At 67.3% G+C, this 23,188-nt stretch carries 18 protein-coding genes; 10 read left to right on the top strand and 8 right to left on the bottom strand.

Annotated elements, in window-relative coordinates; all coding sequences use genetic code 11:
* Nucleotides 1-3: 3 nt before the first annotated feature.
* Nucleotides 4-948, bottom strand: a complete 945-nt coding sequence (locus NWE53_RS03460) for an aspartate carbamoyltransferase catalytic subunit (protein WP_265052986.1) — start codon at nucleotides 946-948, stop codon at nucleotides 4-6.
* A 138-nt stretch (nucleotides 949-1,086) separates the two neighbouring features.
* Between NWE53_RS03460 and NWE53_RS03455 the strand changes: the two genes are divergently transcribed.
* A complete protein-coding gene (locus NWE53_RS03455) occupies nucleotides 1,087-2,223 on the top strand; it encodes a serine hydrolase domain-containing protein (RefSeq protein ID WP_265052985.1) in 1,137 nt (378 codons plus the stop codon).
* Between the two features lie 33 nt (nucleotides 2,224-2,256).
* On the opposite strand, the gene panB is transcribed toward NWE53_RS03455, so the two are convergent.
* Entirely contained in the window at nucleotides 2,257-3,129 is an 873-nt protein-coding gene (panB, locus tag NWE53_RS03450) for a 3-methyl-2-oxobutanoate hydroxymethyltransferase (protein ID WP_265052984.1), read from the bottom strand.
* A gap of 206 nt (nucleotides 3,130-3,335) precedes the next feature.
* On the opposite strand from panB, the gene topA reads away from it, so the two are divergent.
* Nucleotides 3,336-6,002 (top strand): type I DNA topoisomerase, encoded by a 2,667-nt coding sequence (topA, locus tag NWE53_RS03445; protein WP_265052983.1) that lies wholly within the window; start codon nucleotides 3,336-3,338, stop codon nucleotides 6,000-6,002.
* Between the two features lie 135 nt (nucleotides 6,003-6,137).
* Entirely contained in the window at nucleotides 6,138-8,048 is a 1,911-nt protein-coding gene (locus NWE53_RS03440; protein ID WP_265052982.1) for a methyl-accepting chemotaxis protein, read from the top strand.
* A gap of 31 nt (nucleotides 8,049-8,079) precedes the next feature.
* On the opposite strand, the gene NWE53_RS03435 is transcribed toward NWE53_RS03440, so the two are convergent.
* On the bottom strand, nucleotides 8,080-8,475 hold the full coding sequence (locus NWE53_RS03435; protein WP_265052981.1) for a RidA family protein: 396 nt from the start codon (nucleotides 8,473-8,475) through the stop codon (nucleotides 8,080-8,082).
* A gap of 237 nt (nucleotides 8,476-8,712) precedes the next feature.
* Complete coding sequence (locus NWE53_RS03430; protein WP_265052980.1) at nucleotides 8,713-9,795, bottom strand: tlde1 domain-containing protein; 1,083 nt, start codon at nucleotides 9,793-9,795, stop codon at nucleotides 8,713-8,715.
* A gap of 457 nt (nucleotides 9,796-10,252) precedes the next feature.
* On the opposite strand from NWE53_RS03430, the gene NWE53_RS03425 reads away from it, so the two are divergent.
* Complete coding sequence (locus tag NWE53_RS03425) at nucleotides 10,253-11,509, top strand: MFS transporter (protein WP_265052979.1); 1,257 nt, start codon at nucleotides 10,253-10,255, stop codon at nucleotides 11,507-11,509.
* Between the two features lie 7 nt (nucleotides 11,510-11,516).
* Here NWE53_RS03425 and NWE53_RS03420 read toward each other — a convergent pair whose 3' ends face one another.
* Complete coding sequence (locus NWE53_RS03420) at nucleotides 11,517-13,841, bottom strand: bifunctional salicylyl-CoA 5-hydroxylase/oxidoreductase (RefSeq protein WP_265052978.1); 2,325 nt, start codon at nucleotides 13,839-13,841, stop codon at nucleotides 11,517-11,519.
* 233 nt (nucleotides 13,842-14,074) lie between these two features.
* Here NWE53_RS03420 and NWE53_RS03415 point away from each other — a divergent pair, with 233 nt between their 5' ends.
* The 6 genes from NWE53_RS03415 (at nucleotide 14,075) to NWE53_RS03390 (ending at nucleotide 19,633) form a co-directional block, all read left to right on the top strand.
* Entirely contained in the window at nucleotides 14,075-14,830 is a 756-nt protein-coding gene (locus tag NWE53_RS03415) for an SDR family NAD(P)-dependent oxidoreductase (RefSeq protein WP_265052977.1), read from the top strand.
* Nucleotide 14,831: 1 nt separating this feature from the next.
* A complete protein-coding gene (locus NWE53_RS03410; protein WP_265052976.1) occupies nucleotides 14,832-15,380 on the top strand; it encodes a MarR family winged helix-turn-helix transcriptional regulator in 549 nt (182 codons plus the stop codon).
* The gene (locus tag NWE53_RS03405; RefSeq protein WP_442864947.1) at nucleotides 15,380-16,213 is read left to right on the top strand and encodes an enoyl-CoA hydratase family protein; all 834 of its coding nucleotides are present in this window, start codon (nucleotides 15,380-15,382) and stop codon (nucleotides 16,211-16,213) included. The genes NWE53_RS03410 and NWE53_RS03405 overlap by 1 nt, the downstream gene beginning before the upstream one ends.
* 1 nt (nucleotide 16,214) lies before the next feature.
* Nucleotides 16,215-17,474, top strand: a complete 1,260-nt coding sequence (locus tag NWE53_RS03400; RefSeq protein WP_265052975.1) for an acyl-CoA dehydrogenase family protein — start codon at nucleotides 16,215-16,217, stop codon at nucleotides 17,472-17,474.
* A gap of 65 nt (nucleotides 17,475-17,539) precedes the next feature.
* The gene (locus tag NWE53_RS03395) at nucleotides 17,540-19,180 is read left to right on the top strand and encodes a benzoate-CoA ligase family protein (protein ID WP_265052974.1); all 1,641 of its coding nucleotides are present in this window, start codon (nucleotides 17,540-17,542) and stop codon (nucleotides 19,178-19,180) included.
* 45 nt (nucleotides 19,181-19,225) lie between these two features.
* Nucleotides 19,226-19,633 carry a RidA family protein gene (locus tag NWE53_RS03390; RefSeq protein ID WP_265052973.1) on the top strand — a complete coding sequence of 136 codons (408 nt, stop codon included), beginning with the start codon at nucleotides 19,226-19,228 and terminating at the stop codon, nucleotides 19,631-19,633.
* Nucleotides 19,634-19,753: 120 nt separating this feature from the next.
* Here NWE53_RS03390 and NWE53_RS03385 read toward each other — a convergent pair whose 3' ends face one another.
* The 3 genes from NWE53_RS03385 to NWE53_RS03375 are packed head-to-tail and all read right to left on the bottom strand — an operon-like array spanning nucleotide 19,754 to nucleotide 23,114.
* Nucleotides 19,754-21,406: a sulfate adenylyltransferase subunit 1 gene (locus tag NWE53_RS03385; RefSeq protein ID WP_265052972.1), complete on the bottom strand. Its 1,653-nt coding sequence runs from the start codon at nucleotides 21,404-21,406 to the stop codon at nucleotides 19,754-19,756.
* Nucleotides 21,406-22,308 (bottom strand): sulfate adenylyltransferase subunit CysD, encoded by a 903-nt coding sequence (gene cysD / locus NWE53_RS03380; RefSeq protein ID WP_265052971.1) that lies wholly within the window; start codon nucleotides 22,306-22,308, stop codon nucleotides 21,406-21,408. The genes NWE53_RS03385 and cysD overlap by 1 nt, the downstream gene beginning before the upstream one ends.
* On the bottom strand, nucleotides 22,305-23,114 hold the full coding sequence (locus tag NWE53_RS03375) for a phosphoadenylyl-sulfate reductase (protein ID WP_265052970.1): 810 nt from the start codon (nucleotides 23,112-23,114) through the stop codon (nucleotides 22,305-22,307). Before NWE53_RS03375 ends, cysD begins: the two co-directional genes overlap by 4 nt.
* Nucleotides 23,115-23,188: the final 74 nt, after the last annotated feature.

The following is a 23,188-nucleotide window of genomic DNA, read 5'->3' as shown; positions in this document are numbered from 1 at the left end:
CGCTCAGACATTCGGCAGGTGCTGGGCCAGCGCGTCGAGCACGGCCATGCGGACCGCGACACCCATCTCGACCTGCTCGCGGATCAGCGACTGGGCGCCGTCGGCAACCTCGGAGGAGATCTCGACGCCGCGGTTCATCGGGCCCGGATGCATCACCAGCGCGTCCGGCTGGGCGCGCTCCAGCTTCTCGCGGTCGAGCCCGTAATAGCGGAAATATTCCTTCGAGGACGGCACGAAGGCGCCGTGCATGCGTTCGAGCTGGAGGCGCAGCATCATCACGATATCAGCGCCTTCCAAGCCCTTGTTCATGTCGGTGTAGAGCTCGACGCCCATGCGCTCGATGCCGGGCGGCATCAGCGTCGAGGGTGCGATCAGACGGACTTTCGCGCCGAGCGCATTGAGCAGGATGATGTTCGAGCGGGCGACGCGCGAGTGCACGATGTCGCCGCAGATCGCCACGGTCAGGCCCATGATGCGGCCCTTGTTGCGGCGGATCGTCAGTGCGTCGAGCAGCGCCTGCGTCGGATGCTCATGGGCGCCGTCGCCGGCATTGACCACCGAGCAGTCGACCTTGCGGGCGAGCAGGTTGACCGCGCCTGCCGCGTGATGGCGCACCACGATGATGTCGGGGCGCATGGCGTTGAGCGTCGCCGCGGTATCGATCAACGTCTCGCCCTTCTTCACCGAGGACGAGGCGACCGACATGTTCATGACGTCGGCGCCGAGACGCTTCCCCGCCAGCTCGAAGGAGGCCTGTGTCCGGGTCGAGGGCTCGAAGAACAGGTTGATCTGGGTTCGGCCGCGCAGCGTCGCGGTCTTCTTTTCGACCTGCCGGGAGAGCGCGACATAGGCCTCGGCGCGGTCCAACAGCGCCTCGATGTCCAGATGGGACAATCCCTCGATGCCGAGGAGATGGCGGTGCGGGTAGAGCGGTGCTGGCGATGTCATTTGAAGCAGGCTGTTTAGGCGCGAGTCGGGCCGGGCGCAAGCCGCTCATGGCCGGGATGGGGCCATGTCCTGTGAACCGTGGAACTTTCGCTGAAACGGCGCTAGGTCACATCCTTTCGCCGCGAGAGGATTCGAGCCTTGTCCAGCCCGATTGACGCTTACGCTCCAGCTCCCGACGGCGCCGAATGGCAGGCGATCTCGCCGGCCGAGGCAGGCTTCGACCCGGAGCGGCTCAAGGCCGCCGTCGCCTTCGCCAGCGAGAACGAGAGCCCCTGGCCGCGCAGCCTCTACTATCCGGACGGCAGCTATGTCGGGAATGTCGAATGGAACGAGCGCGGCCCCTGGACCGAGATCGTCGGCCCCGTGCGCGAGCGCGGCGGGCCGGCAGGCCTCATCCTGAAAGGTGGCCGCCTCGTCGCCGAATGGGGCGACACCGCCCGCACCGACATGACCTTCTCGATCGCCAAGAGCTATCTGGCGGTGCTCGCCGGCATCGCCTTCGATGACGGGCTGATCCACGATGTCGAGGAGCCGGTCGGCAAGAGCGTCGACGATGCCGCCTTCGCCGGCCCGCATAACGGCACGATCACCTGGCGGCATCTGCTGCAGCAGTCGAGCGAATGGCAGGGCGAGCTCTTCGGGAAATCTGACCAGGTCGATCACAACCGCCAGATCGGCCCGGGCGCCGACAACAGCCGCAAGGGCGAGCGCCGCGAGCTGAAGACGCCCGGCAGCTTCTACGAATACAACGATGTCCGCGTGAACGTGCTGAGCTATGCCCTGCTCCAGCGCTTCCGTCGCCCGCTGCCGGAGGTGCTGCGCGAGCGCGTCATGGACCCGATCGGCGCCTCGGCCGATTGGGAGTGGCAGGGCTACAGCACTTCCTTCGTCGAAATCGACGGCCGCCGGCTTCAGTCGGTGCCGGGCGGCGGGCATTGGGGCGGCGGCCTGTTCATCGGCGCGCGCGACCATGCCCGCTTCGGCCTGCTGATCGGCCGCAAGGGATTCTGGAACGGCCGGCAGCTGCTCTCGCAGGCCTGGGTTGAGCGGATGCTGACGCCCTCTCCCACCCTCGGCAATTACGGCTATCTCTGGTGGCTGGCACGCGGACCCGCGGCGCGGCCGAACCTGCCGCCGACCGCCTTCTCGGCGCTCGGCGCCGGCAGCAACGTGATCTGGGTCGAGCCCGAGCAGGATATCGTCGCGGTGCTGCGCTGGATCAACGGCGCCTCGACCGAAGGCTTCATCGACCGGCTGCTGGCGGCGCGGGGCTGAAAGCTCGCCGCATTCGCCTGGGAAACACTTTCGTCATTCCGGGGCAAGCCGCAGGCTTGAGCCTGGAATGACGAGGTGGTTCCGGGCTTTATCCTTCACCGCATAGACATGCGCCGGCCCGGGGAAGCGCCGGGCCCGCACCTCGGCGGCATAATCGCCGACAGCCTTGTCCACGCCCTCGGCGAGATTGCCGAAGAGCTTGACGAATTTCGGGACGCGGCCGGTCAGGCCGAGCATGTCGTCAAGCACCAGGATCTGGCCGTCGCACGCCGCGGAAGCGCCGATGCCGATCGTGGGAACCGCGACCTTGCCGGTGATCTCCGCCGCCAGCGGCTCGGCCACGGCCTCGACGACCACCGAAAAAGCCCCGGCCCGCGTCACCGCTTCGGCATCGGCCATGATCGCCGGCCATTCGGCCCGGTCGCGGCCCTGCGCCTTGAAACCGCCGAGCACGTTCACCGCCTGCGGCGTCAAACCGATATGCGCCATCACCGGGATGCCGCGTTCGACGAGGAAGCGGATCGTCTCCTCCATGCGCGCCCCGCCCTCCAGCTTGACCGCGCCGCAGCCCGTCTCCTGCATGACCCGGGCCGCGTTGCGGAAGGCCTGCTGCGGGCTTTCCTCATAGCTGCCGAACGGCATGTCGACGACGACCAGCGCCCGCTGCGAGCCGCGCATCACCGCCTGTCCATGCAGGATCATCATCTCCAACGTGACCGGCACCGTGCTGTCGAGGCCGTGCACGACCATGCCGAGGGAATCGCCGACAAGCAGGAAATCGCAGTGCCGGTCGGCCAATGCCGCCATCGGCGCGGTATAGGCCGTCAGCGAGACGACCGTCTCGCCGCCCTTGCGGCCGCGGATATCCAGCGCCGTCACGCGCTTGATCTGTGCTTGCGACGACACGCTCTTCTCCCCATGTAACGGCCGGTGCCCGTGAAAGGGCCTAAACGCTCTCCCCCGTCCCGAAAAGCGCAATCGGCGTTTGACAGGGCCGGCGTGCTGAACCACTTTCGCGCGCAATTCCGAACCGCCGGAGCCTCGCCGGTCGCTGAACCGCCCTCTAAGGGACGGGTCAGCGCTCTGAAAAGGCTGTCATCGAGACCAAAATCATGAAGCTCCTCGTCGTCGAGTCGCCGGCCAAGGCCAAGACGATCAACAAATACCTGGGCTCCGACTACGAGGTCGTGGCGTCGTTCGGCCATATCCGCGACCTGCCGGCCAAGGACGGCTCGGTCGAGCCCGAGAACGACTTCGCGATGAAGTGGGAGATCGAGGGGCGCGGCGCCAAGCAGGTCTCCGAGATCGTCAGGGCGCTGAAGGGCGCCGACAAGCTCATCCTCGCGACCGACCCGGATCGCGAAGGCGAGGCCATCTCCTGGCACGTGCTGGAGGCGCTGAACCAGAAGAAGGCGCTGAAGGGCATCCCGGTCGAGCGCGTGACCTTCAACGCCGTGACCAAGGACGCGGTGCAGAAGGCGCTGGCCGAGCCACGCGCCATCGACCAGGCGCTGGTCGATGCCTATCTGGCGCGCCGGGCACTGGACTATCTCGTCGGCTTCACGCTCTCGCCGGTGCTGTGGCGCAAGCTCCCCGGCGCCCGCTCGGCGGGCCGCGTGCAATCGGTGGCGCTGCGCATCGTCTGCGAACGCGAACGCGAGATCGAGGCCTTCCGGGCGCGGGAATACTGGTCTCTGGTCGCGACGCTCGCGACGGAGTCGGGCCAGACCTTCGACGCCCGGCTCGTCGGCGCCGACGGCAAGAAGATCACCCGTCTCGACATCGGCAATGCCGAGGAGGCCAAGGCCTTCAAGGAAGCGCTGGAGAGCGCCCTCTTCACCGTGACCGAGGTCGAGGCGAAGCCGGTCAAGCGCCACCCCCAACCGCCGTTCCAGACCTCGACGCTGCAGCAGGAAGCCTCCCGCAAGCTCGGCCTCGCCCCGGCGCGGACCATGCAGCTCGCCCAGCGCCTCTATGAGGGCGTCGACATCGGCGGCGAGACGGTCGGCCTCATCACCTATATGCGAACCGACGGCGTCGACATGGACGGCTCGGCGATCGCCGCCGCGCGCAGCGTCATCGGCAAGGAATTCGGCGAGCGCTACGTGCCGAATGCGCCGCGCAAGTACATGGTGCGGGCCAAGAACGCGCAGGAGGCCCACGAGGCCATCCGCCCGACCGATCTCGGCCGGCTGCCGGCCATGGTCGCGCGCCAGCTCGAGCCGGAGCAGGCGAAGCTCTACGAGCTGATCTGGAAGCGCACCATCGCGAGCCAGATGGAATCCGCCGAGATGGAGCGCACCACGGTCGACATCGCGGCCAAGGTCGGCGCGCGCAACCTCGACCTGCGCGCCTCCGGTCAGGTCGTGCTCTTCGACGGCTTCCTGACGCTCTATCAGGAGAGCCGCGACGACGAGGAGGACGAGGATTCCAGGAAGCTGCCGGCGATGAAGGCCGGCGACAAGCTGGAGAAGCGCGCCATCGCCGCCGACCAGCACTTCACCGAGCCGCCGCCGCGCTATTCGGAAGCCAGCCTCGTCAAGCGCATGGAAGAACTCGGCATCGGCCGGCCCTCGACCTATGCCGCGACGCTCTCGACGCTGCGCGACCGCGAATATGTCCGCATCGAGAAGAAGCGCCTCGTGCCCGAGGACAAGGGCATGCTGGTCACGGCGTTCCTCGAGAGCTTCTTCAAGCGCTATGTCGAGTTCGACTTCACGGCGAACCTCGAAGAGAACCTCGACCGCGTCTCCAATGCGGAGATCGACTGGAAGGCGCTGCTGCGCGACTTCTGGCAGGAGTTCCAGGCTTCGATCGGCGAGACCAAGGATCTGCGCGTCGGCGACGTACTGGAGGCGCTGAACGGCATCCTCGGCGACTACATCTTCCCGAAGAAGGCTGATGGAACCGACCCGCGCATCTGCCCGACCTGCGGCAACGGCCAGCTTTCGCTCAAACTCGGCAAGTTCGGCGCCTTCGTCGGCTGCTCGAACTATCCGGAATGCCGCTATACGCGCCCCCTCTCCGTCCCCGCCGCCGAAGGCGAGGCCTCGGCCGAGGGCGGCCAAGGCACGCCGGGCGTGCGCATCCTCGGCACCGATCCGGTGACCAGCCTCGAAGTCACGATGCGCGACGGCCGCTTCGGCCCGTATATCCAGCTCGGCGAGGGCGAGAAGCCCAAGCGCTCCAGCCTGCCGAAGGGCATGAGCCCGGGAAGTGTCACGCTCGACAACGCGCTGGCGCTGCTCTCGCTGCCGCGGGAGGTGGCGCGCCACCCGGTGTCGGGCGAGCCGATCCTCGTCGGCATCGGCCGCTTCGGGCCTTATGTCCAGCACGGCAAGGTCTACGCCAATATCGACAAGGACGATGACGTCCTGGAGCTCGGTGCCAACCGCGCCATCGACCTGATCGTCGCCAAGGAGAGCGGCGGAGGCGGCCGGCGCGGCGGCGCGGCAACGCCGGGTCGCGCACTCGGCGACCATCCCACGGGCGGCGGGCTCGAAGTGAAGGCCGGCAAATACGGCCCCTATGTCGCCTGGGGCAAGATCTTCGCCACCCTGCCGAAGACGATGGCGCCGGAAAGCATTACGCTGGAACAGGCGATCGAGCTGGTGAACGCCAAGGCCGAGCTGAAGGGCGGCGCCAAGGGCGGCAGGACCAGCGCGCGGGCCAGCAGCACGAAGCCGGCAGCCAAGGGCAAAGCCGCCAAGAGCAAAGCCGCCGGAGGCAAGCCGGCCGCAAAGTCACCGGCCCGCAAGAGCAAGACGTCGGAGGGCTGAAGGCGCTGCCTCGTTTCTCACCCCGCATGACGCTTATTTCGCCAGAGGTCACGCCCTTAGGTTAACCAGCCATTCAACGCCCTTTATTACAAGTTGTTTCGCGGCAAAGCCGTGGAGTGGCCGTCGGGGGGTGGGATGAAGTCGATTGGGACCAAGATCCTGGGGCAGATCGCGATCGTCGCGGTCGGCGCCCTGATCGCGCTGGGCTGTGCGCTGCTCGCAATCTCGCGGATGGAGGCCATGTATGGCCGCTCTTCCGAACAGAACAATCTCGCCCTGATCGCCGAGCGCCTCAACGTCGCGGTCAACCAGGTCGTCGCCAACTCGCTGCAGCTCTATACCGCGCGCAATCCGCATGATGCCGGCATCGCCGCGGGCACGGTCGAGACCGGGATCAAGCAGGTCGACGAACGCATGAAGGGGCTGGTCAGGCTCGCCCCCGAAAGCGAGCGCGAACGCATCGATAAGATCAGCAAACTGATCGGCGAATTCACCACTATCCGCACCGAGACCGCACGTCTCGCCCGCGAGGTCTCCGGCCGCGCCGCCGACGCCTGGGGCAACGGCGAAGCCAGCAAGAAGAACCGCGCCGCTCTCCAGGATGAGCTGACGGCCTTCAGCGGTTTCAACGAGGAGCGCGCCGATGCGGCCGAGGCAGAGACGCTTTCCTTCGCGTCGCAGGTCCGCACCTTCCTGCCGGTGGCCCTGCTCGTGCTGCTCTGCGGCACGATCGCCGGCGCCCTGGCCTTCTCGCGCCGCTCGATCGTGCGCCCGATGACGGATCTGAGCGCGGTGATGGAGCGCCTGACCGAGGGCGACACCGCCGTCGAAGTCCCCCATACAAAGCGCGCCGACGAGATCGGCGTGATGGCTCGCTCCGTCGCGGTGTTGCGGGAGGCGACCAAGCAGGTCGCCGAGCTGCAGGACCAGGAGCGGGCGGCTGCGGTGGCGCGACTGGCGCGTGCCCAGTCGATCGAGGCGGTGGTCTCGGATGTCGGCGAGGTGGTGGCCGCCGCCGCCGCCGGCGACTTCAGCGCCCGGCTCGAGATCAAGGATTCCGATGCCCAGATGCAGCGCCTCGTCGAAGGCATCAACGAGATCAACGCGGTGGTCGATTCCGCCACGACCGAGTTCGCCGGGGCGCTCGCGGCGATCGCCGGCGGCGACCTGACCAACCGCGTCGAGACCGCCTATCGCGGCCGCTTTGCCGATCTCAAGCGCGCCATCAACGAGACCGTCGACCGCCTCTCCGAGACGGTGTCGACGATCCAGACCACCTCGGCCGATGTCGGGCTCGCGGCGCGTGAGATCAACATGGGCGCCGACGACCTCTCCAAGCGCACCGAAGAGCAGGCTTCTTCGCTGGAGGAGACTGCCGCCACCACCGAAGAGCTAGCGGCTTCCGTCAAGGCTTCGGCCCAGGCCGCCCGCCAGGCGACCGAGATCGCCGAGGAAGCCATGAGCGCGGCGCAGTCCGGCGGCACCATCGCCGGCCAGGCCGTCGAGGCCATGGCCCGCATCGAAACTGCCTCGCAGAAGATCTCCGACATCATCCGGGTGATCGACGACATCGCCTTCCAGACCAACCTGCTCGCCCTCAACGCGGCGGTGGAAGCGGCGCGCGCCGGCGATGCCGGCAAGGGCTTCGCCGTCGTCGCCTCCGAGGTGCGTACTTTGGCGCAGCGCTCGGGCGAGGCCGCCAAGGACATCTCCGGACTGATCTCGTCCTCGAACGCCGAGGTCACCGAGGGCGTCAAGCTGGTGCGTCAGGCCGGTCAGTCGCTGACCCGCATCCTGGAGGCCTCCCAGAAGGTCTCGGCCACCATCGTAGACATCTCGGCCGCCTCGGGCGAGCAGGCCAACGGTATCGACGAGATGAGCCAGGCCGTCGCCCATCTCGACGAGATGACCCAGCAGAACGCGGCGCTCGCCGAGCAGAGCGCCGCTTCCGCCTCCTCGCTCTCGAGCCGCATCGGCCAGCTCAACGACCTCGTCGCGACATTCCGGACCCGGCGCGAGGCCACCAGCGGACGCATGGCCGCCTGAAGTTCACAGGATGGAACAGGAATGCGGCTGATCAGCCGCGCGTCGCCACGCATTCGATCTCGATGTCGAACGGCAGGGGCCAGGGTTTGATCGCGGCGCTGGTACGCGCCGGGAAGCCTTCGCCGAAATGTTCCCTGTAGACGGCGTTGACCGCGCCCATCAGCGCCGGATCGGTCACGAACACAGTCGCCTTCACGACCTTGTCCAGCGACGAGCCGGCGTGGCGCAACGCCATGTCCAGCGCGTCGAGGCAGGCGTGCGTCTGCGTCCCGATATCGCCCGCCACGATCTCACCGGTGCGGATGTCGACCGGAGGCATGCCGCAGGTGAAGAGCAGATCGCCGGCCCGGACCAGCGCCGAGGTCGGCGCTCCCAGCTTGCGGATGGCTTCGGAGATGACGGGGACCTCGATCACTTCGCGCTGCATGCTGGCCTCGCTGCCGGAACTGGAACGGCTGTAGCACGCCGTGTCGATGCAGAGTCAGCTGTCATTCCTGGGCTTCGCGCCAGCGACGAGCCCAGCATCCATGGGCAGCGACGGAACGAAAGACGGCGGCGTAGCCGCAGCTTCTGTTTCGAAACCGTGTGTTTCATGGGTTCCGGTGCTCAGGCCTTCGGCGGCCCCCGGAATGACGGGGTGTTTCCGTGAAAATCCCGCGCCGGTTTAAAGGCTGGCCACCACCACGATGCGCTTCACCTCGCCGCGCAGGAAGGCCTGCAGGAAGCGCTCGTAATCCTTGAAGGAAATGCAGCCATTGGAGTCGCCGCGCGGCCCGAGCAGATAGGTGTGAGCCAGCAGGCCAGCGCGGCCATGAATGGCGCCGCTGCCGCCGACCGGGTTCAGCCGGATGGCGCGGACGCCGTGGAACAGGGCCTCGCGCTCGGTCAGCGTATAGGTGTGCGGCGGCGTGACGCCCTTCATCCGGACATGGGCGTAGCGCGCATCGTCCATCATCTCGCCGAGGCCGGAATGGGCCTCGAGCCGCTCGCCATTCGGCATGTAGACCATCCTGGCGCCGATATCGTAGATCGCCGTGCCGGCCTCTGCCGTGCGCGGCGGCGTGCCGGCCGAGGGGCTGAGGCGGGTGATGCGCCCGCGATCGACGACATCGTCCTGCGGCGCGGCATAGGCCAGCGCCGTACCGGCCGGCTCCTGCTTCTGCACGCCGAAGAGCTTGTCGAAGAAGGAGCGATTATCCTCGGGCGTCGGAGTCGCCGCGGCGGTGCGGCTGCGGCGAGGCGCGGTCGGCTGCGCGACGCGCGGCTGGGGTGGCTGCTGAGGACCAGCCTTCGGCAGCAGGTCCAGGGGCCGCGGCACCGGCATGGGCATCGGCACGGACTTCTCCGCCAAGGTGACGGGCGGCTGCGGCGGCAGGGGCAAGGCGGGCTGCTCTGCAGCAGCGACGGAGGTTGAAGACGGGGCCGGGTTCGCTGGCTGGAACGCGGAGCGCACCGGAGCGCCCGGCACGAAGGAAGCGGCATTGCCGGACAACGCGGGGTCGAGCAGGCCGCTATAGGCCGGGGCAGCCTGCGAAGCGGCACGGCCTGGCGGCGTCTTGCGCGCATTGGCGGAGGGGGCGTTCGCGGTGTCGTTTCCCGGCGTGCCCTGCCCGAGCATCCAGAAACCCGACATGGCGCCGCAGCTCAGGGCGGCGGCGAGGAAGAACCCTTTCAGCAGAGGCCGGCGACGACGGCGAGACCGCACATAAGGCACGCCACGTTCCCGCACATAGGTCGCATAGGTCATCCGCCGCACTCTCGATACGCTTACGCTACGCCCGACGGCTGCGGACACGGCTTCGCCGCTCGCACTCCAGCCGAGGGAGCGCGACGCACGTCGCGATGTGTCCGAGCATGCCGGGAGAACCAAACTTCGTTCTGTTCCGATAAGGCGCTTTGTTGGTTAATCGCCGGTGAACCGCATCGATAATTTTTGCGGATGTCGCGGCGTTCGCCTGCCGCCGCGGCGCTCCCAAGGCCACGGAAAGACGGCGCCATGATGGCGGACCGCTTCTCGTGGCGGAGGCGAAAATTTCTCGACCCTTCGCCCCGATTGGCCCATCATTCTGCGCCAGGCTGGATTTCCGCCCGTTTTTCCCACCTCAACGCTCGAATCGGTTATGTCACAGGGATCGCAGCCCCAGGGACAACAATCCCAAGGACAGCAAGCCTTCGCCATGGCTGCGCAGGAGGCCGGAAGCGCCGTGACCAAACCAGCCGAGCCGAGGACCAGCTCCGTCGCGGCGCTGGGCGCCATCGTCAGCGGCGCGCTCATCCTGCAGGTCGCCGCGACCATCGTGAACACGGTGGTGCCGCTGAAGATGGCGGTGGAGCAGAAGGCGCCGCTGCTGATCGGCCTCGTGGGCTCGGCCTATTCGGTCGGGTTCCTGGCCGGCTGCTTCGTGATCCCCGCCTTCATCCGCCGCGTCGGGCATATCCGCGCCTTCGCCGTGTTCGCGGCGCTGCAGGCCGTGCTGACCTTGAGCTTCGCGATGACGCCGCTGGATATCTGGGGCGCCTCGCGGCTGGGGATGGGCTTCGCCGGCGCGGGCCACGCCATCTGCATCGAAAGCTGGATCAGCGGACAGGCCAAGGCCGGCCAGCGCGGGCGCGTCTTCGGCTTCTACCAGATCCTCAACCGCCTCGCCCTGATCGGCTCGCAGATCGGCGTCGGCTATGTCTCGCTACAGTCGGGCGACATCTTCCTGTTCGCCAGCGCCGCCTTCTCGATCGCGTTGATCCCCGTCGCCATGACCAAGGCCAAGGGGCCGGAATCAGGCGAGGTCGTCTCGGTCAGGCTCAACACGATCTGGCAATATGCGCCGGCCTCGGTCATCGGCTGCCTCTATGTCGGGCTGATGGGCGGGGCGCTCACCAATGTCGCGCCGGCCTACGGCATCCTGATCGGGCTCGACCAGGCCTGGGCGATCCTGCTGACGGCCGGCATCCAGATCGGCGCGCTCATGCTGCAATGGCCGCTCGGACTGCTGGCCGACCGCGTCGAGAGCCGGATCATCATGCTGAGCGCCACGCTCTCTGTGGTGCTCTGCTCGCTGGCGCTGGGCGCCGTGCTCTGGCTCGCCGTGCCACATACCCGGTTCTGGCTGTTCGGGCTGTTCGCGCTGATCGGTGCGGGCAGCATGCCGATCTATACGGTCGCTGTCGCCCATGCCTATTTCCGGCTCGGCCGCGAGCGGGCGCTGGGCTTGTCGGCGCAGCTGCTGTTCCTCTGGGCGACAGGCTCGGCCATCGGCCCGCTGGTCTCGACCGCCTTCATGCAGGTCGTCGGCCCCAACGGGCTGCTGGCTTATCTCGGGCTGCTCTCGGCTGCCGCGAGCGCCTATCTCACCTTCCGGCTGAGGCGCAACCCGCCCTCGGCCAGCCCCTTCGGCGAGCGCCCGACGACGGCGCCGACCATCCCCGACGTCTCGCCGTCCGGCCGCTCGCAGGGCGGCAAATAATCCGGGCCTACGCCGCCGGCGCGTGGCGGCTCGGCTTGGCCTTGAGCTTCAGCTCTTCCAGATCCTCGCGCTCGCGCGGCGTATTGCGCATGAGCTGGTCCTTGCCGGGCTGGTACTGCACCGGCTGGGCCGTATCCACCCCATACCAGGCCGCAGCGCGCAGCACGAATGACGGATCGGCCAGATGCGGCCGGCCGAGCGCGACGAGATCGGCGCGGCCGGCGGCGACGATGGTGTTGACCTGATCGGCCGTGGTGATGTTGCCGACGCACATGGTCGCGACCTCGGCCTCGTTGCGGATGCGATCGGAGAACGGCGTCTGGAACATGCGGCCATAGATGGGCCGGGATTCCTTCACCGTCTGGCCGGTCGAGACATCGACGAGATCGCAGCCCTCGGCGGCGAAGGCCTCGGCAATGGCGACGGAATCCTCCGGCGAGAGCCCGCCATCAGCCCAGTCCGTCGCCGAGACGCGCACCGACATCGGCTTCTCGCGCGGCCAGCTCTCGCGCAGTGCGCGGAAGACTTCGAGCGGGAAGCGCAGCCGGTTCTCGACCGAGCCACCATAGTCGTCCGTGCGCTTGTTGGTCAGCGGCGAGAGGAAACTCGCGAGCAGATACCCATGGGCGCAGTGCAGCTCCAGCATGTCGAAGCCGGCGCGTCCGCCGCGCTCGGCCGCCGCGACGAATTCGGCCTTCACCTTGTCCATATCCGCCCGCGTCATTTCGCGCGGCACCTGGCTGTCCGGATAGTAAGGCAGCGGCGATGCCGAGACGATGGGCCAAGCGCCATCGGCGAGCGGCCGGTCCATGCCCTCCCACATCAGCTTGGTCGCGCCTTTTCGCCCGGCATGGCCAAGCTGGAGGCAGATCTTCGCGGCCGAATGAGCGTGGACGAAAGCGACGATGCGCGTCCAAGCCGCTTCCTGCTCGTCGTTCCAGAGGCCGGTGCAGCCGGGGGTTATGCGGGCGTCCGGCGCGACGCAGGTCATCTCGGTGAAGATCAATCCGGGGCCGCCGATGGAGCGCGAGCCGTAATGCATCAGGTGCCAGTCATCAGGCAGGCCGTCCTGTGCCGAATATTGGCACATCGGCGAGAGGGTCATGCGGTTCTCGACCTGCATGTCCCGGAGCCTGAAGGGCTGGAAGGCCGGCGGGACCGGCGAGCCGTCCTTGCGCCGTCTCGCCAGCGGGCCGAGCCCCTGGGCGACCAGTTCGTCCACGGCCGACACCATCGCCGGCGCACGCAACGCCAGATTGTCGTAGGTGATCGCCTTCGAGCGCGTCATCAGGCCGAAGGCGAAGCGCAGCGGCTCGAAATCCCAGAAGCGCCTGAGCTCCTCGAACCAGACCAGCGAGACATCGGCCGCGTGCTGCGTCTTCTCGACCTCCTCGCGGCGCTGCTTCTCGTACAAAGCTAGGCCGGAAGCGACATCGAGCTTGGCCTGCCCCATCGCCTTGTGCAGCGCGATGGCATCTTCCATCGCGAGCTTGGTGCCGGAGCCGATCGAGAAATGCGCGGTCGCCTTGGCGTCGCCGATCAGAACGACGTTCTCGCTCACCCAATTGCGGCAGCGGATCATCGGGAAATTGCGCCAGAGCGAGCGGTTGGTGATGAGCTTGTGACCCTGCAACTCGTCGGCAAAGACGCCTTCGAGGAAAGCGGCCGACTGCGCTTCGTCTAGCTTATCGAGCCCGGCCTTCTCGAAGGTCTCGGGGTCGGTCTCGAGAACCCAGGTCGAGCGCCCTGCTTCGTACTGGTAGCAATGAGCGATGAAGACGCCATGCTCGGTCTGCTGGAAGAAGAAGGTGAAGGCGTCGAAGGGGCGGGTCGAGCCCATCCAGGTGAAGTGGTTGGGCCTGAGATCGACCTGCGGCTGAAAGCGCTCGCGCCAGTTCTCGCGGATGCGGCTGTTGATGCCGTCGGCAGCGACGACCAAGTCGTAATCGCGTTTCAGCGTATCGATATCGGCGATATCGGTTCCGAAATGCAGGTTGACGCCGAGTTCGCGCGCCCTCGCCTGCACCAGCATCAGCAGCGAACGGCGCGAGCAGCCGCAGAAGCCGTTGCCGGGCACGCGGTAGGTGTCACCCTTGAAGCGGATCTCGATATCGTCCCAATAGGCGAAGTTGTCGCGGATGGCGGCATAGCTCTCCGCATCCGCCGCCTTGAAGGTGTCGAGCGTCTGGTCGGAGAAGACGACGCCGAAGCCGAAAGTGTCGTCGGCCTGGTTGCGCTCGAACACGTCGACGGTGAGCTGGGGCCAGTCCCGCTTCATCAGCAGCGCGAAATAGAGGCCAGCCGGCCCGCCGCCCACAACCGCGATACGCATCGACGCCTCCATCAGGGAACCGGCCGATCCGGTCTAGAAATTATTTTAAGCCTAAAATGATTTTGAACTCAAGGGGCTTTCGACCTTTCCGGCACGCACATCACAACTGAGCCAAGCACGACCGGAAACGCCATCGAATACCGCAAAACCATCGCCGCATCGCATGCCCGCAGACAAGCCGCTTGCAAATTGATTGAGACTTAAAATATATTCGACGACGGAGGTCGAAGGTCATGACTCTGCAGGGACAGCGCGCGCTGGTGACGGGAGGCGGACGTGGCATCGGCCGCGCCATCGCCGCCATGCTGACACAGGCAGGGGCGCAGGTCAGCATTCTCGGCCGCGACGAGGCTGCCTTGCGGGATGCCGTTGCAGCCAGCGCGGCAGCCGATTTCGCGACCTGCGACGTGCGCGACGAGAGTTCGGTTTCCGCTGCCCTGGATCAACTCTCCGGCGGACGTGCCTTCGACATCGCGATCGCCAATGCCGGCGCGGTCGAGACCGGCCCGTTCATGCGCAGCGATAGCGAGCGCTTCCGCCGCATGGTCGAGATCAACCTGATCGGCACCGTCAATCTGTTCCATGCCGTGCTACCGGGCATGCTGGAGCGCCAGCGCGGCCGGCTGATCGCCATCGCCTCGACGGCCGGACATCGCGGCTACGCCTATGTGAGTGCCTATGCGGCGGCGAAGCATGCCGTGATCGGGCTCGTGAAATCGCTGGCGCTGGAGACGGCGCGCTCGGGCGTCACCGTCAACGCCGTCTGCCCGGGCTATGCCGACACCGACATGGTCGCCAGCGGGCTCGACGCCATCGCGGCGAAGACCGGCAAGAGCCGCGAGCAGGCGCTGGCCGAGATGGTCAAGGACAATCCGCAGGGACGGCTGATCGCGCCGGAAGAGGTCGCCGCCGCGGTGCTCTATCTCTGCGGACCGGGCAGCGATGCGGTCACCGGCCAGTCGCTCCTCATCAATGGCGGGGAGTTCTGAGATGGACACGCCCTCTTCCGCCCTGATGCTCGATCGCGAGACCAAGGCGAGCGAACGCCCCGGCGACCACAAGGACGAGCTCAGGCTCTGGCTGCGCCTGCTCACCTGCTCGACCCTGATCGAGACCGAGATCCGCAACCGGCTGCGCGAAGAATTCAAGACCACGCTGCCGCGCTTCGACCTGATGGCGCAGCTCGACAAGACCGTGGTCGGCATGACCGTCGGCGAGGTCTCGCAGCGGCTGATGGTCTCGAACGGCAATGTCACGGCCGTCGTGGCCGGGCTCGTCACGGATGGGTTGGTCGACAAGCGCTCCGCGCCGCAGGACCGGCGCGTGCAAATCCTCACGCTGACGGCGCAGGGTCGCAAGGCCTTCAGGGCCATGGCCGAGCGTCACGAAAGCTGGATCGCCGAACTCTTCGCCGGGCTCGACCAGCCCGAGATCGGGCAGCTCTTCCGCTTGCTCGGCGAGACCAAGACCTCGCTTCATCGCGCCATTGCCGGCCGGGCGAAGGACGCAGCCGACGGGGCCGCGAAGGGAGACGCCTGATGACGATCGCCAACGCCACCACCCTGCCGCTGGCCGGCTTCACGCCGCAGCATTTCGCCCTTTCGGTCGCCGGCAAGGTCGCGACGGTGACGCTCAACCGGCCTGAGAAAAAGAATCCGCTGACCTTCGCAAGCTACCGCGAACTCACGGATTTCTTCCTCGCCGCGCAGAAGGAGGAAGACGTCAAGGCGATCGTGGTGACGGGCGCCGGTGGCAATTTCTCCTCGGGCGGCGACGTCTTCGAGATCATCGGCCCGCTGGTTGCAATGGAGACCAAGGACCTGCTCAAATTCACCCGGATGACGGGCGAGCTGGTCAAGGCGATGCGCGCCTGCCCGCAGCCGATCATCGCCGCCATAGACGGCATCTGCGCAGGGGCCGGCGCCATCGTCGCGATGGCATCCGATCTCAGGTTCGGCACGGCCGGCAGCAAGATCGCCTTCCTGTTCAACCGGGTCGGCCTCGCCGGCTGCGACATGGGCGCCTGCGCGATGCTGCCACGCATCATCGGCCAGGGCCGCGCCGCCGAGTTGCTCTACACCGGCCGCGTGCTCAAGGGCGAGGAAGCGGAGCGCTGGGGCTTCCTCAACCGGCTCTGTGCGTCCGAGGCCGCGCTTTCCGAGGCGCAGACGCTCGCTGCCGAGCTGGCGGACGGGCCCACCTTCGCCAATGCCATGACCAAGCGCATGCTGGAAATGGAATGGGCGATGTCGGTCGAGAGCGCGATCGAGGCCGAGGCCGTGGCGCAGGCTCTGTGCATGCAGACCGAGGATTTCGCCCGCGCCTACCATGCCTTCGCCGAGAAGCGGAAACCGGTCTTCGAGGGCAACTGATATGCACCGCGCTCCTCATCTCGGCCTCGACATCCTCGGCGATACTCTGGACTGGCCGTTCTTCGAGGAGCGCCATCGCGCTTTCGCTGCGGAACTCTCCGGCTGGGCCGATTCCTATCTTGCAGACCTGCCGCATGACGATGTCGACGAGGCCTGCCGGGCGCGTGTCGCCGCCTTGGGCGCAGCCGGCTTCCTGAAAGCCGTGGTGCCGGCTGCCTATGGCGGGCTTTCCGACAAGCTCGACGTGCGCACGCTTTGCCTCGCCCGCGAGATCCTGGCTGCTCATGACGGCCTCGCCGATTTCTCCTTCGCCATGCAGGGGCTCGGCACGGGCTCGATCAGCATCGCTGGTTCTGAGGACATGAAACGGCGCATCCTGCCGGATGTCGCGGCCGGCAAGCGCATCGCCGCCTTCGCCCTCTCGGAGAAGGAAGCCGGTTCGGACGTTGCCGCCATGGCGACGACCGCGACGCCGGATGGTGGCAGCCATGTCCGCATCGACGGCGAGAAGAGCTGGATCTCGAATGGCGGCATCGCCGACCATTACGTCGTCTTCGCCCGCACGGGCGAGGCACCGGGCGCGCGCGGGCTCTCCGCATTCCTGGTCGAGGCCGATACGCCCGGCCTGACCATTGCCGAACGCATCGAGGTGATCGCGCCGCATCCGCTCGCGACGCTGCGCTTCGAGAGCTGCCGCGTGCCGCTCGATAACCGCATCGGCGGGCCCGGCGATGGTTTCAAGGTCGCGATGGCGACGCTCGACATCTTCCGCTCGACGGTCGGCGCCGCCGCGCTCGGCTTCGCCAGGCGGGCGCTGCACGAGACCCTCGCCCATGCCAATGGCCGCAAGCTCTTCGGCGGTACGCTCGGCGACCTCCAGCTCTCGCAGGCGGCCATCGCCGACAGCGCGGCGGAGGTCGATGCCGCCGCCCTCCTCGTCTACCGCGCCGCCTGGACCAAGGACCGCGGCGCGGCGCGCGTCACCCGCGAGGCCGCGCTCGCCAAGCTCATCGCGACGGAGAACGCCCAGCGCGTGATCGACCGGGCCGTCCAGATCCATGGCGGCCTCGGCGTCACCAAGGGCGTCAAGGTGGAGGAACTCTACAGGGAGATCAGGGCGCTGCGCATCTACGAGGGTGCCAGCGAGGTCCAGAAGGTCGTGATCGCGCGCGACCTGCTCAAAGCACATGCCGCTGGAGCACGCGCCGATCAGGTTGCACCGCAACCTGATCGGATAACGCGTTCTCCATTCAATAATTAGAGGCGGATTCACTGATCAGGTCTCTCGACCTGATCAGTGAATCCGCCTCTAGGCAGGGGAACGAGATGACAGCAACCGCATTCGCGAGATCGGGGCATAAGGACAACTTCGCGCGGGACAACCTGCCCCCGCGCGAAAGCTGGCCCGATCTGAGAGTGGAAGAGGCAGGGCTCGCCTATCCCGAGCGGCTGAACTGCGTCGCAGAGCTGCTCGACAGGCACATCACCGAGGGGCGCGGCGGCCGGACCGCGGTGCTCGCGGCCGACCTGAACTGGAGCTATGCGGACTTAGCGGAGCGGGTGAACCGCATCGCCAATGTGCTGACCCGCGATCTCGGCATGGCCAGCGGCAATCGCGTCCTGCTGCGCGCTGGCAACACGCCGATGATGGTCGCCGCCTATCTCGCCGTCATCAAGGCCGGCGGCATCGCGGTCGCGACCATGCCGATGCTGCGGGCTGGCGAACTCGCCTATCCGCTGCGCAAGGCGAAGATCGCGCTCGCGCTTTGCGACCACCGCCTCACCGCCGAACTCGAAACCGCGAAAACGCAGGCGCCGGAGCTCTCCCGCATCGTCGCTTTCGGTTCAGCCGGGAGCGAGCTGGAAGCGCTGATGGCGCAGCCGGGCTACGAGCATTTCGAGGCCGCCGACACCGCCCGCGACGACGTCTGCCTGATCGCCTTCACCTCCGGCACCACCGGCGAGCCGAAGGGCACCATGCATTTCCACCAGGACATGCTGGCGATCTGCGACTGCTACGGCGCGCGCGTCCTCAAGGCCTCGCCCGACGACCGCTTCACAGGCTCGCCGCCGCTCGCCTTCACCTTCGGCCTTGGCGGGCTCGTGCTCTTCCCGATGCGGATCGGCGCCGCGATGGTGCTGCCCGAGAAGGCGGGTCCGGCCGACCTGATCGACGCGATCGAGCGTCACAAGGTCAGCGTCGTCTTCACCGCGCCGACCGCCTATCGCGCCATTCTCGACAAGCTGGAGGGGCGCGACATCTCCTCGCTCAACATCTGCGTCTCGGCCGGGGAGGCGCTGCCGAAGGCGACATTCGACGCCTGGCGGGCGCGGACGGGCCTGCCGCTGATGGACGGCATCGGCGCGACCGAGATGCTGCATATCTTCATCGGCGCGCCGCGCGAGGCGATCCGGCCGGGCGCGACCGGGCTTCCGGTGCCGGGCTACGAGGCGAAGATCGTCGACGATGAGGGCAAGGACGTGCCGGATGGCACGCCAGGTCGGCTCGCCGTGCGCGGGCCGACCGGCTGCCGCTACCTCGCCGATCCCCGGCAGGCGAAATACGTCCTCGACGGCTGGAACATCACCGGCGACACCTATCTGCGCGATGCCGACGGCTATTTCTGGTATCAGGCACGCTCCGACGACATGATCATCTCGGCCGGCTACAACATCGCGGGGCCGGAGGTCGAAGCCTGCCTACTGACGCACGAGGCGGTGGCCGAGTGCGGCGTGGTCGGCGCCCCCTGCCCCGATCGCGGGCAGATCGTGAAGGCCTATATCGTGCTGCGCCAGGGCGTCACTGGCGATGCGGCGATGGCCAAGGCGTTGCAGGAGCATGTGAAGGCCGGTATCGCCCCTTACAAATATCCGCGCGCCATCGAATTCGTCGCCGCCTTGCCGAAGACGGCGACCGGCAAATTGCAACGCTTCGCCTTGCGCCAGATGGCGCGCGACGAGGCCTGATCCTCCGACCAACCAGAGCCGAACGGCCGAAACCGAGGCGACACCATGTCCAACGCTTCCTCTTCCCGCGCCATCCTGCCGGAAGGCTGGCCGCAGCCGCGCGGCTACGCCAACGGCATGGTGGCCGAAGGCCGCGTGCTGGTGACCGGCGGGCTCGTCGGCTGGAATGCCGAAGGCGTCTTCGCGCAAGACTTCATCGGGCAGCTGCGCCAGACCTTCCTCAACATCAAGGCGGTGGTCGAGGCCGGCGGCGGTTGCGTCGAGGATATCGTGCGCCTGACCTGGTACGTCACCGACATCGCGGCCTATCGCGCCAGCCTCAAGGAGATGGGGCCGATCTATCGCGAGGCCTTCGGCCGGCATTTCCCGGCGATGGCGGTGGTGGCCGTGAGTGCGCTGGTCGAGCCGGAGGCGCTGCTGGAGATCGAGGCGACGGCGGTTGTCGGGGGTTGAAGTCTTGCGTCATGCTCGGGCTTGACCCGAGCATCTCTCGTCCCGGAACGCTCCCGCGCCTCATCGGCCAGAGATTCTCGGGTCGGCGTTCCGCCGCCCGAGAATGACGGCTGGATATCCTCAGATCCCCGCGCCGTCCTGGAGCGCGCCGGCCGGTTGCTTGCGCCAAAGATGCATGTGCAGCGCGCGCAAGCTCGGCCGCAGCAGGATGTCGCCAAGGGCGAGCGCCAGTGAGACCGTGGCATTGGCGGTGAGCAGGAAGGCCGCGGCGAACAGCCCCGCGGTGCTCAGGACGCGCCAGCTCAAGGCGGCGAGCCAGGCGCGACGGTCCGGCGTGCCACGTCGACCGACGATGCGGATGAGGGCGCGCTTGGCCTTTGCCAGTGCCCCGCCCTCGCCCACCGCCTGCTGCGTATCCCCCTCTCCGGGCTCGATGAAGCCGAAGGCAACCGTCTCGTTGCTGATGCGGTCGATCAGGATGAAGCCGCCGAGCTCGTGGCTTTCGGCATAGGGCAGCGAGACCAGCGGCCGGTCGAGCCGAAGCGTCACGAGGCCGATGCCGTTCATGCGCAGGCTCTGCGCCGGCTGGGGCCGGAAGCCCTCGATGTCGACGCTGTGATGCAGCGCCTCGATCGTGGCCGTCGCGCTCTGCGTCGCGAGCTTCACGAGGAACTGCGAGCCTTCCAGCATGGCGCGCTCGCCGGTCCAGAGTAGCCGCGCCTCCACGCCCCGGCTGATGCGCAACGCCGAGCCGGCGGCAGCGATGACATCGCCGCGCGAGATGTCGATGTCGTCCTCAAGCGTCACCGTCGCCGCCTGGCCGGCGCCGATCTGGCTGGCCTCGCCGGCCGCGCCGATCAGGCGGGCGATGCGGCTGGTACGGCCGGAGGGCAGCGCGATCACCGGATCGCCGACGCGGGCGCGGCCTGCGACGGGCGCGCCGGCATAGCCGCGAAAGTCCAGATCCGGACGATTGACCCATTGCACCGGCAGGACGAAGCTTTCGTCGCGCGGCGCCGGCTGCGTGATCGCGACGCTCTCCAGATAGGGCAGCAGCGCCGGCCCGTCATACCAAGGCATGGCCGCCGACGGCCGCATGACGTTCTCGCCGTCCCGCGCCGAGACCGGGATGAAGCGGATCGAGGCGAAGCCCAACGAGGCGACCGCCGCGCGGTAATCGGCCGCGATCTGCTCGAACACCGCCTCGTCGTAGCCGACGAGGTCCATCTTGTTGATCGCCACGACGATATGGCGGACGCCGACCAGCGAGACGATGAAGGAATGGCGGCGCGTCTGCGGCAGCAGGCCCTTGCGGGCGTCGATCAGGATGATGGCAAGGTCGGCGGTGGAGGCGCCGGTCGCCATGTTGCGGGTATATTGTTCGTGGCCGGGCGTGTCGGCGACGATGAAGCTGCGATTGTCGGTGGCGAAATAGCGATAGGCGACATCGATGGTGATGCCCTGTTCGCGCTCGGCCGAGAGCCCATCGACGAGAAGGGCGAAATCAGGGGCGGCGCCTTGCGTTCCGAACTTGCGGGAATCGCTGTCGAGCGCGCTGAGCTGGTCGTCGAAAACCGCGCCGGCCTCGTAGAGCATGCGGCCGATCAAGGTCGACTTGCCGTCGTCGACCGAGCCGCAGGTGATGAAGCGCAGCAGGGAGTGCTGGCCGGTTTCGCTGGCGCTGGGCGTGTCGTTGGCGGGGAGAAGGCTCTGCGCCGGCCTCAGTGCCTTCAGGTTCTTTTTGGCCAGGTTCCTGGCGATGGCGAGGCCCATCAGAAATAGCCTTCCTGCTTCTTCTGCTCCATCGAGCCCGAACCGTCATGGTCGATGACGCGGCCCTGCCGCTCCGAGGACCGGGAGGAGCGCATCTCGGCGATGATGTCGGTGAGATTGGCCGCCTCGCTCTCGACGGCGCCGGTCAGCGGGTAGCAACCCAGCGTACGGAAGCGGACCATGCGGGTCTCGACGACCTCGCCGGGGACAAGCTCCATGCGCTCGTCGTCGCGCATGATCCAGGCGCCGTCACGCTGCACGACCGGGCGCGGCGCCGCGAAATAGAGCGGCACGACGGGGATATTCTCGAGCGCGATGTAGTCCCAGATGTCACGCTCGGTCCAGTTCGAGAGCGGGAAGACACGAAAGCTTTCGCCGCGATGCTTGCGGGTGTTGAAGAGCTGCCAGGGTTCCGGGCGCTGGTTCTTGGGGTCCCAGCGATGCTCGGGCGAACGCAAGGAGAAGACGCGTTCCTTGGCGCGACTCTTCTCTTCGTCGCGGCGCGCGCCGCCGAAGGCCGCATCGAACTTGTGGAAGTCGAGCGCCTGCTTCAGCCCCTGCGTCTTCATCACGTCGGTGTGGATGCGGGAGCCCGAGGTGAAAGGGTTGATGCCGGCCGCGACTCCGTCCTGGTTGATGTGGACGATGAGATCCAGCCCCAGGCGCTTCGCCGTCTCGTCGCGGAAGGCGATCATGTCGCGGAACTTCCAGGTCGTATCGACATGGAGCAGCGGGAAAGGCGGCTTGGCCGGATAGAACGCCTTCATGGCGAGATGCAGCAGGACGGCGGAGTCCTTGCCGATCGAGTAAAGCAGCACTGGCTTGTCGCAGGTCGCCACCACCTCGCGGATAATGAAGATGGCTTCCGCTTCGAGCTTCTGGAGATGGCTGAGCTGGATCATGCGTGCACCTGTGCCGGAGCGCTCTGGGCCCGCGCCAGCTTTCCGTCCGGCCCGACATGCAGGCCGCATTCCTTGGCGGCGTCGTCCTCCCACCACCAACGCCCCGCCCGCTCCGGCTCGCCGGGGCGGATGGCGCGGGTGCAGGGCTGGCAGCCGATCGAGACGAAGCCCCGCGCGTGGAGCGGATTGATCGGCACGCCATTCGCCTCGGCGAAGGCGAGCGCGCGCTCACGCGTCCAATCGATGAGCGGGCTCGCCTTGACGAGGCCGCGCGCCGGATCGGCTTCCGTAAGCTGGACATCGCCGCGCGCGGCCGACTGGTCGGCGCGCAGGCCGGTCAGCCAGACATCGGCGCCGGCGAGCGCGCGGCCGAGCGGCTCGACCTTGCGGATGTCGCAGCAGGATTTGCGAGCCTCGCGAGAGCCGTAGAAGCCGTTGATGCCGTTCTGACGGACATGGAGCTCGACTGCGTCGTGCCGGGGATAGTAGGGGCGGATCAGGATGCCGTAGCGCTCCTCCGTCTCCTGCCAGAGCGCATAGACCTCGGGGAAAAGCCTGCCGGTATCGAGCGTGGCGACGGTGACCGGCAGCTTCGCAGCCGCAATGAAATGGGTCAGGACCTGATCTTCGAGGCCAAAGGAGGTGGTGAAGACCACGGGCCCGGCCGCGCCTGCAACGATGCCGGCAAGGCGCTGGGCGACATCGGCTGCACCGAAGGCTGTATTGAGCGCGGCCGAACGGTGCGCCAGCGTGTCGATGGACTGCACGTCCGTCGTTATTTCATCCGGGCCGGGGCTTGTCGCCATCGTTTTGGCCGTTCGTTCGGTAAATCGAACGAACCACTTATACCCATAGGGCCAAAGCTTCAATTCACAGCCGG

The sequence above is a fragment of the Bosea sp. NBC_00550 genome (assembly GCF_026020075.1).
Taxonomy (GTDB): Bacteria; Pseudomonadota; Alphaproteobacteria; order Rhizobiales; family Beijerinckiaceae; genus Allobosea.
Note: the sequence above shows the minus strand (reverse complement) of the source record. Positions and strands in the feature narration are given on the sequence as shown.

Coding starts and splice junctions, on each gene's coding strand:
- NWE53_RS03410 (WP_265052976.1), top strand. CDS start 14,832: ATGGACACGCCCTCTTCCGCCCTGATGCTCGATCGCGAGACCAAGGCG.
- NWE53_RS03430 (WP_265052980.1), bottom strand. CDS start 9,795: ATGACCTATGCGACCTATGTGCGGGAACGTGGCGTGCCTTATGTGCGG.
- NWE53_RS03405 (WP_442864947.1), top strand. CDS start 15,380: ATGACGATCGCCAACGCCACCACCCTGCCGCTGGCCGGCTTCACGCCG.
- NWE53_RS03435 (WP_265052981.1), bottom strand. CDS start 8,475: ATGCAGCGCGAAGTGATCGAGGTCCCCGTCATCTCCGAAGCCATCCGC.
- NWE53_RS03440 (WP_265052982.1), top strand. CDS start 6,138: ATGAAGTCGATTGGGACCAAGATCCTGGGGCAGATCGCGATCGTCGCG.
- NWE53_RS03420 (WP_265052978.1), bottom strand. CDS start 13,841: ATGCGTATCGCGGTTGTGGGCGGCGGGCCGGCTGGCCTCTATTTCGCG.
- NWE53_RS03460 (WP_265052986.1), bottom strand. CDS start 948: ATGACATCGCCAGCACCGCTCTACCCGCACCGCCATCTCCTCGGCATC.
- NWE53_RS03415 (WP_265052977.1), top strand. CDS start 14,075: ATGACTCTGCAGGGACAGCGCGCGCTGGTGACGGGAGGCGGACGTGGC.
- NWE53_RS03395 (WP_265052974.1), top strand. CDS start 17,540: ATGACAGCAACCGCATTCGCGAGATCGGGGCATAAGGACAACTTCGCG.
- cysD (WP_265052971.1), bottom strand. CDS start 22,308: ATGATCCAGCTCAGCCATCTCCAGAAGCTCGAAGCGGAAGCCATCTTC.
- NWE53_RS03390 (WP_265052973.1), top strand. CDS start 19,226: ATGTCCAACGCTTCCTCTTCCCGCGCCATCCTGCCGGAAGGCTGGCCG.
- topA (WP_265052983.1), top strand. CDS start 3,336: ATGAAGCTCCTCGTCGTCGAGTCGCCGGCCAAGGCCAAGACGATCAAC.
- NWE53_RS03375 (WP_265052970.1), bottom strand. CDS start 23,114: ATGGCGACAAGCCCCGGCCCGGATGAAATAACGACGGACGTGCAGTCC.
- NWE53_RS03385 (WP_265052972.1), bottom strand. CDS start 21,406: ATGGGCCTCGCCATCGCCAGGAACCTGGCCAAAAAGAACCTGAAGGCA.
- NWE53_RS03400 (WP_265052975.1), top strand. CDS start 16,215: ATGCACCGCGCTCCTCATCTCGGCCTCGACATCCTCGGCGATACTCTG.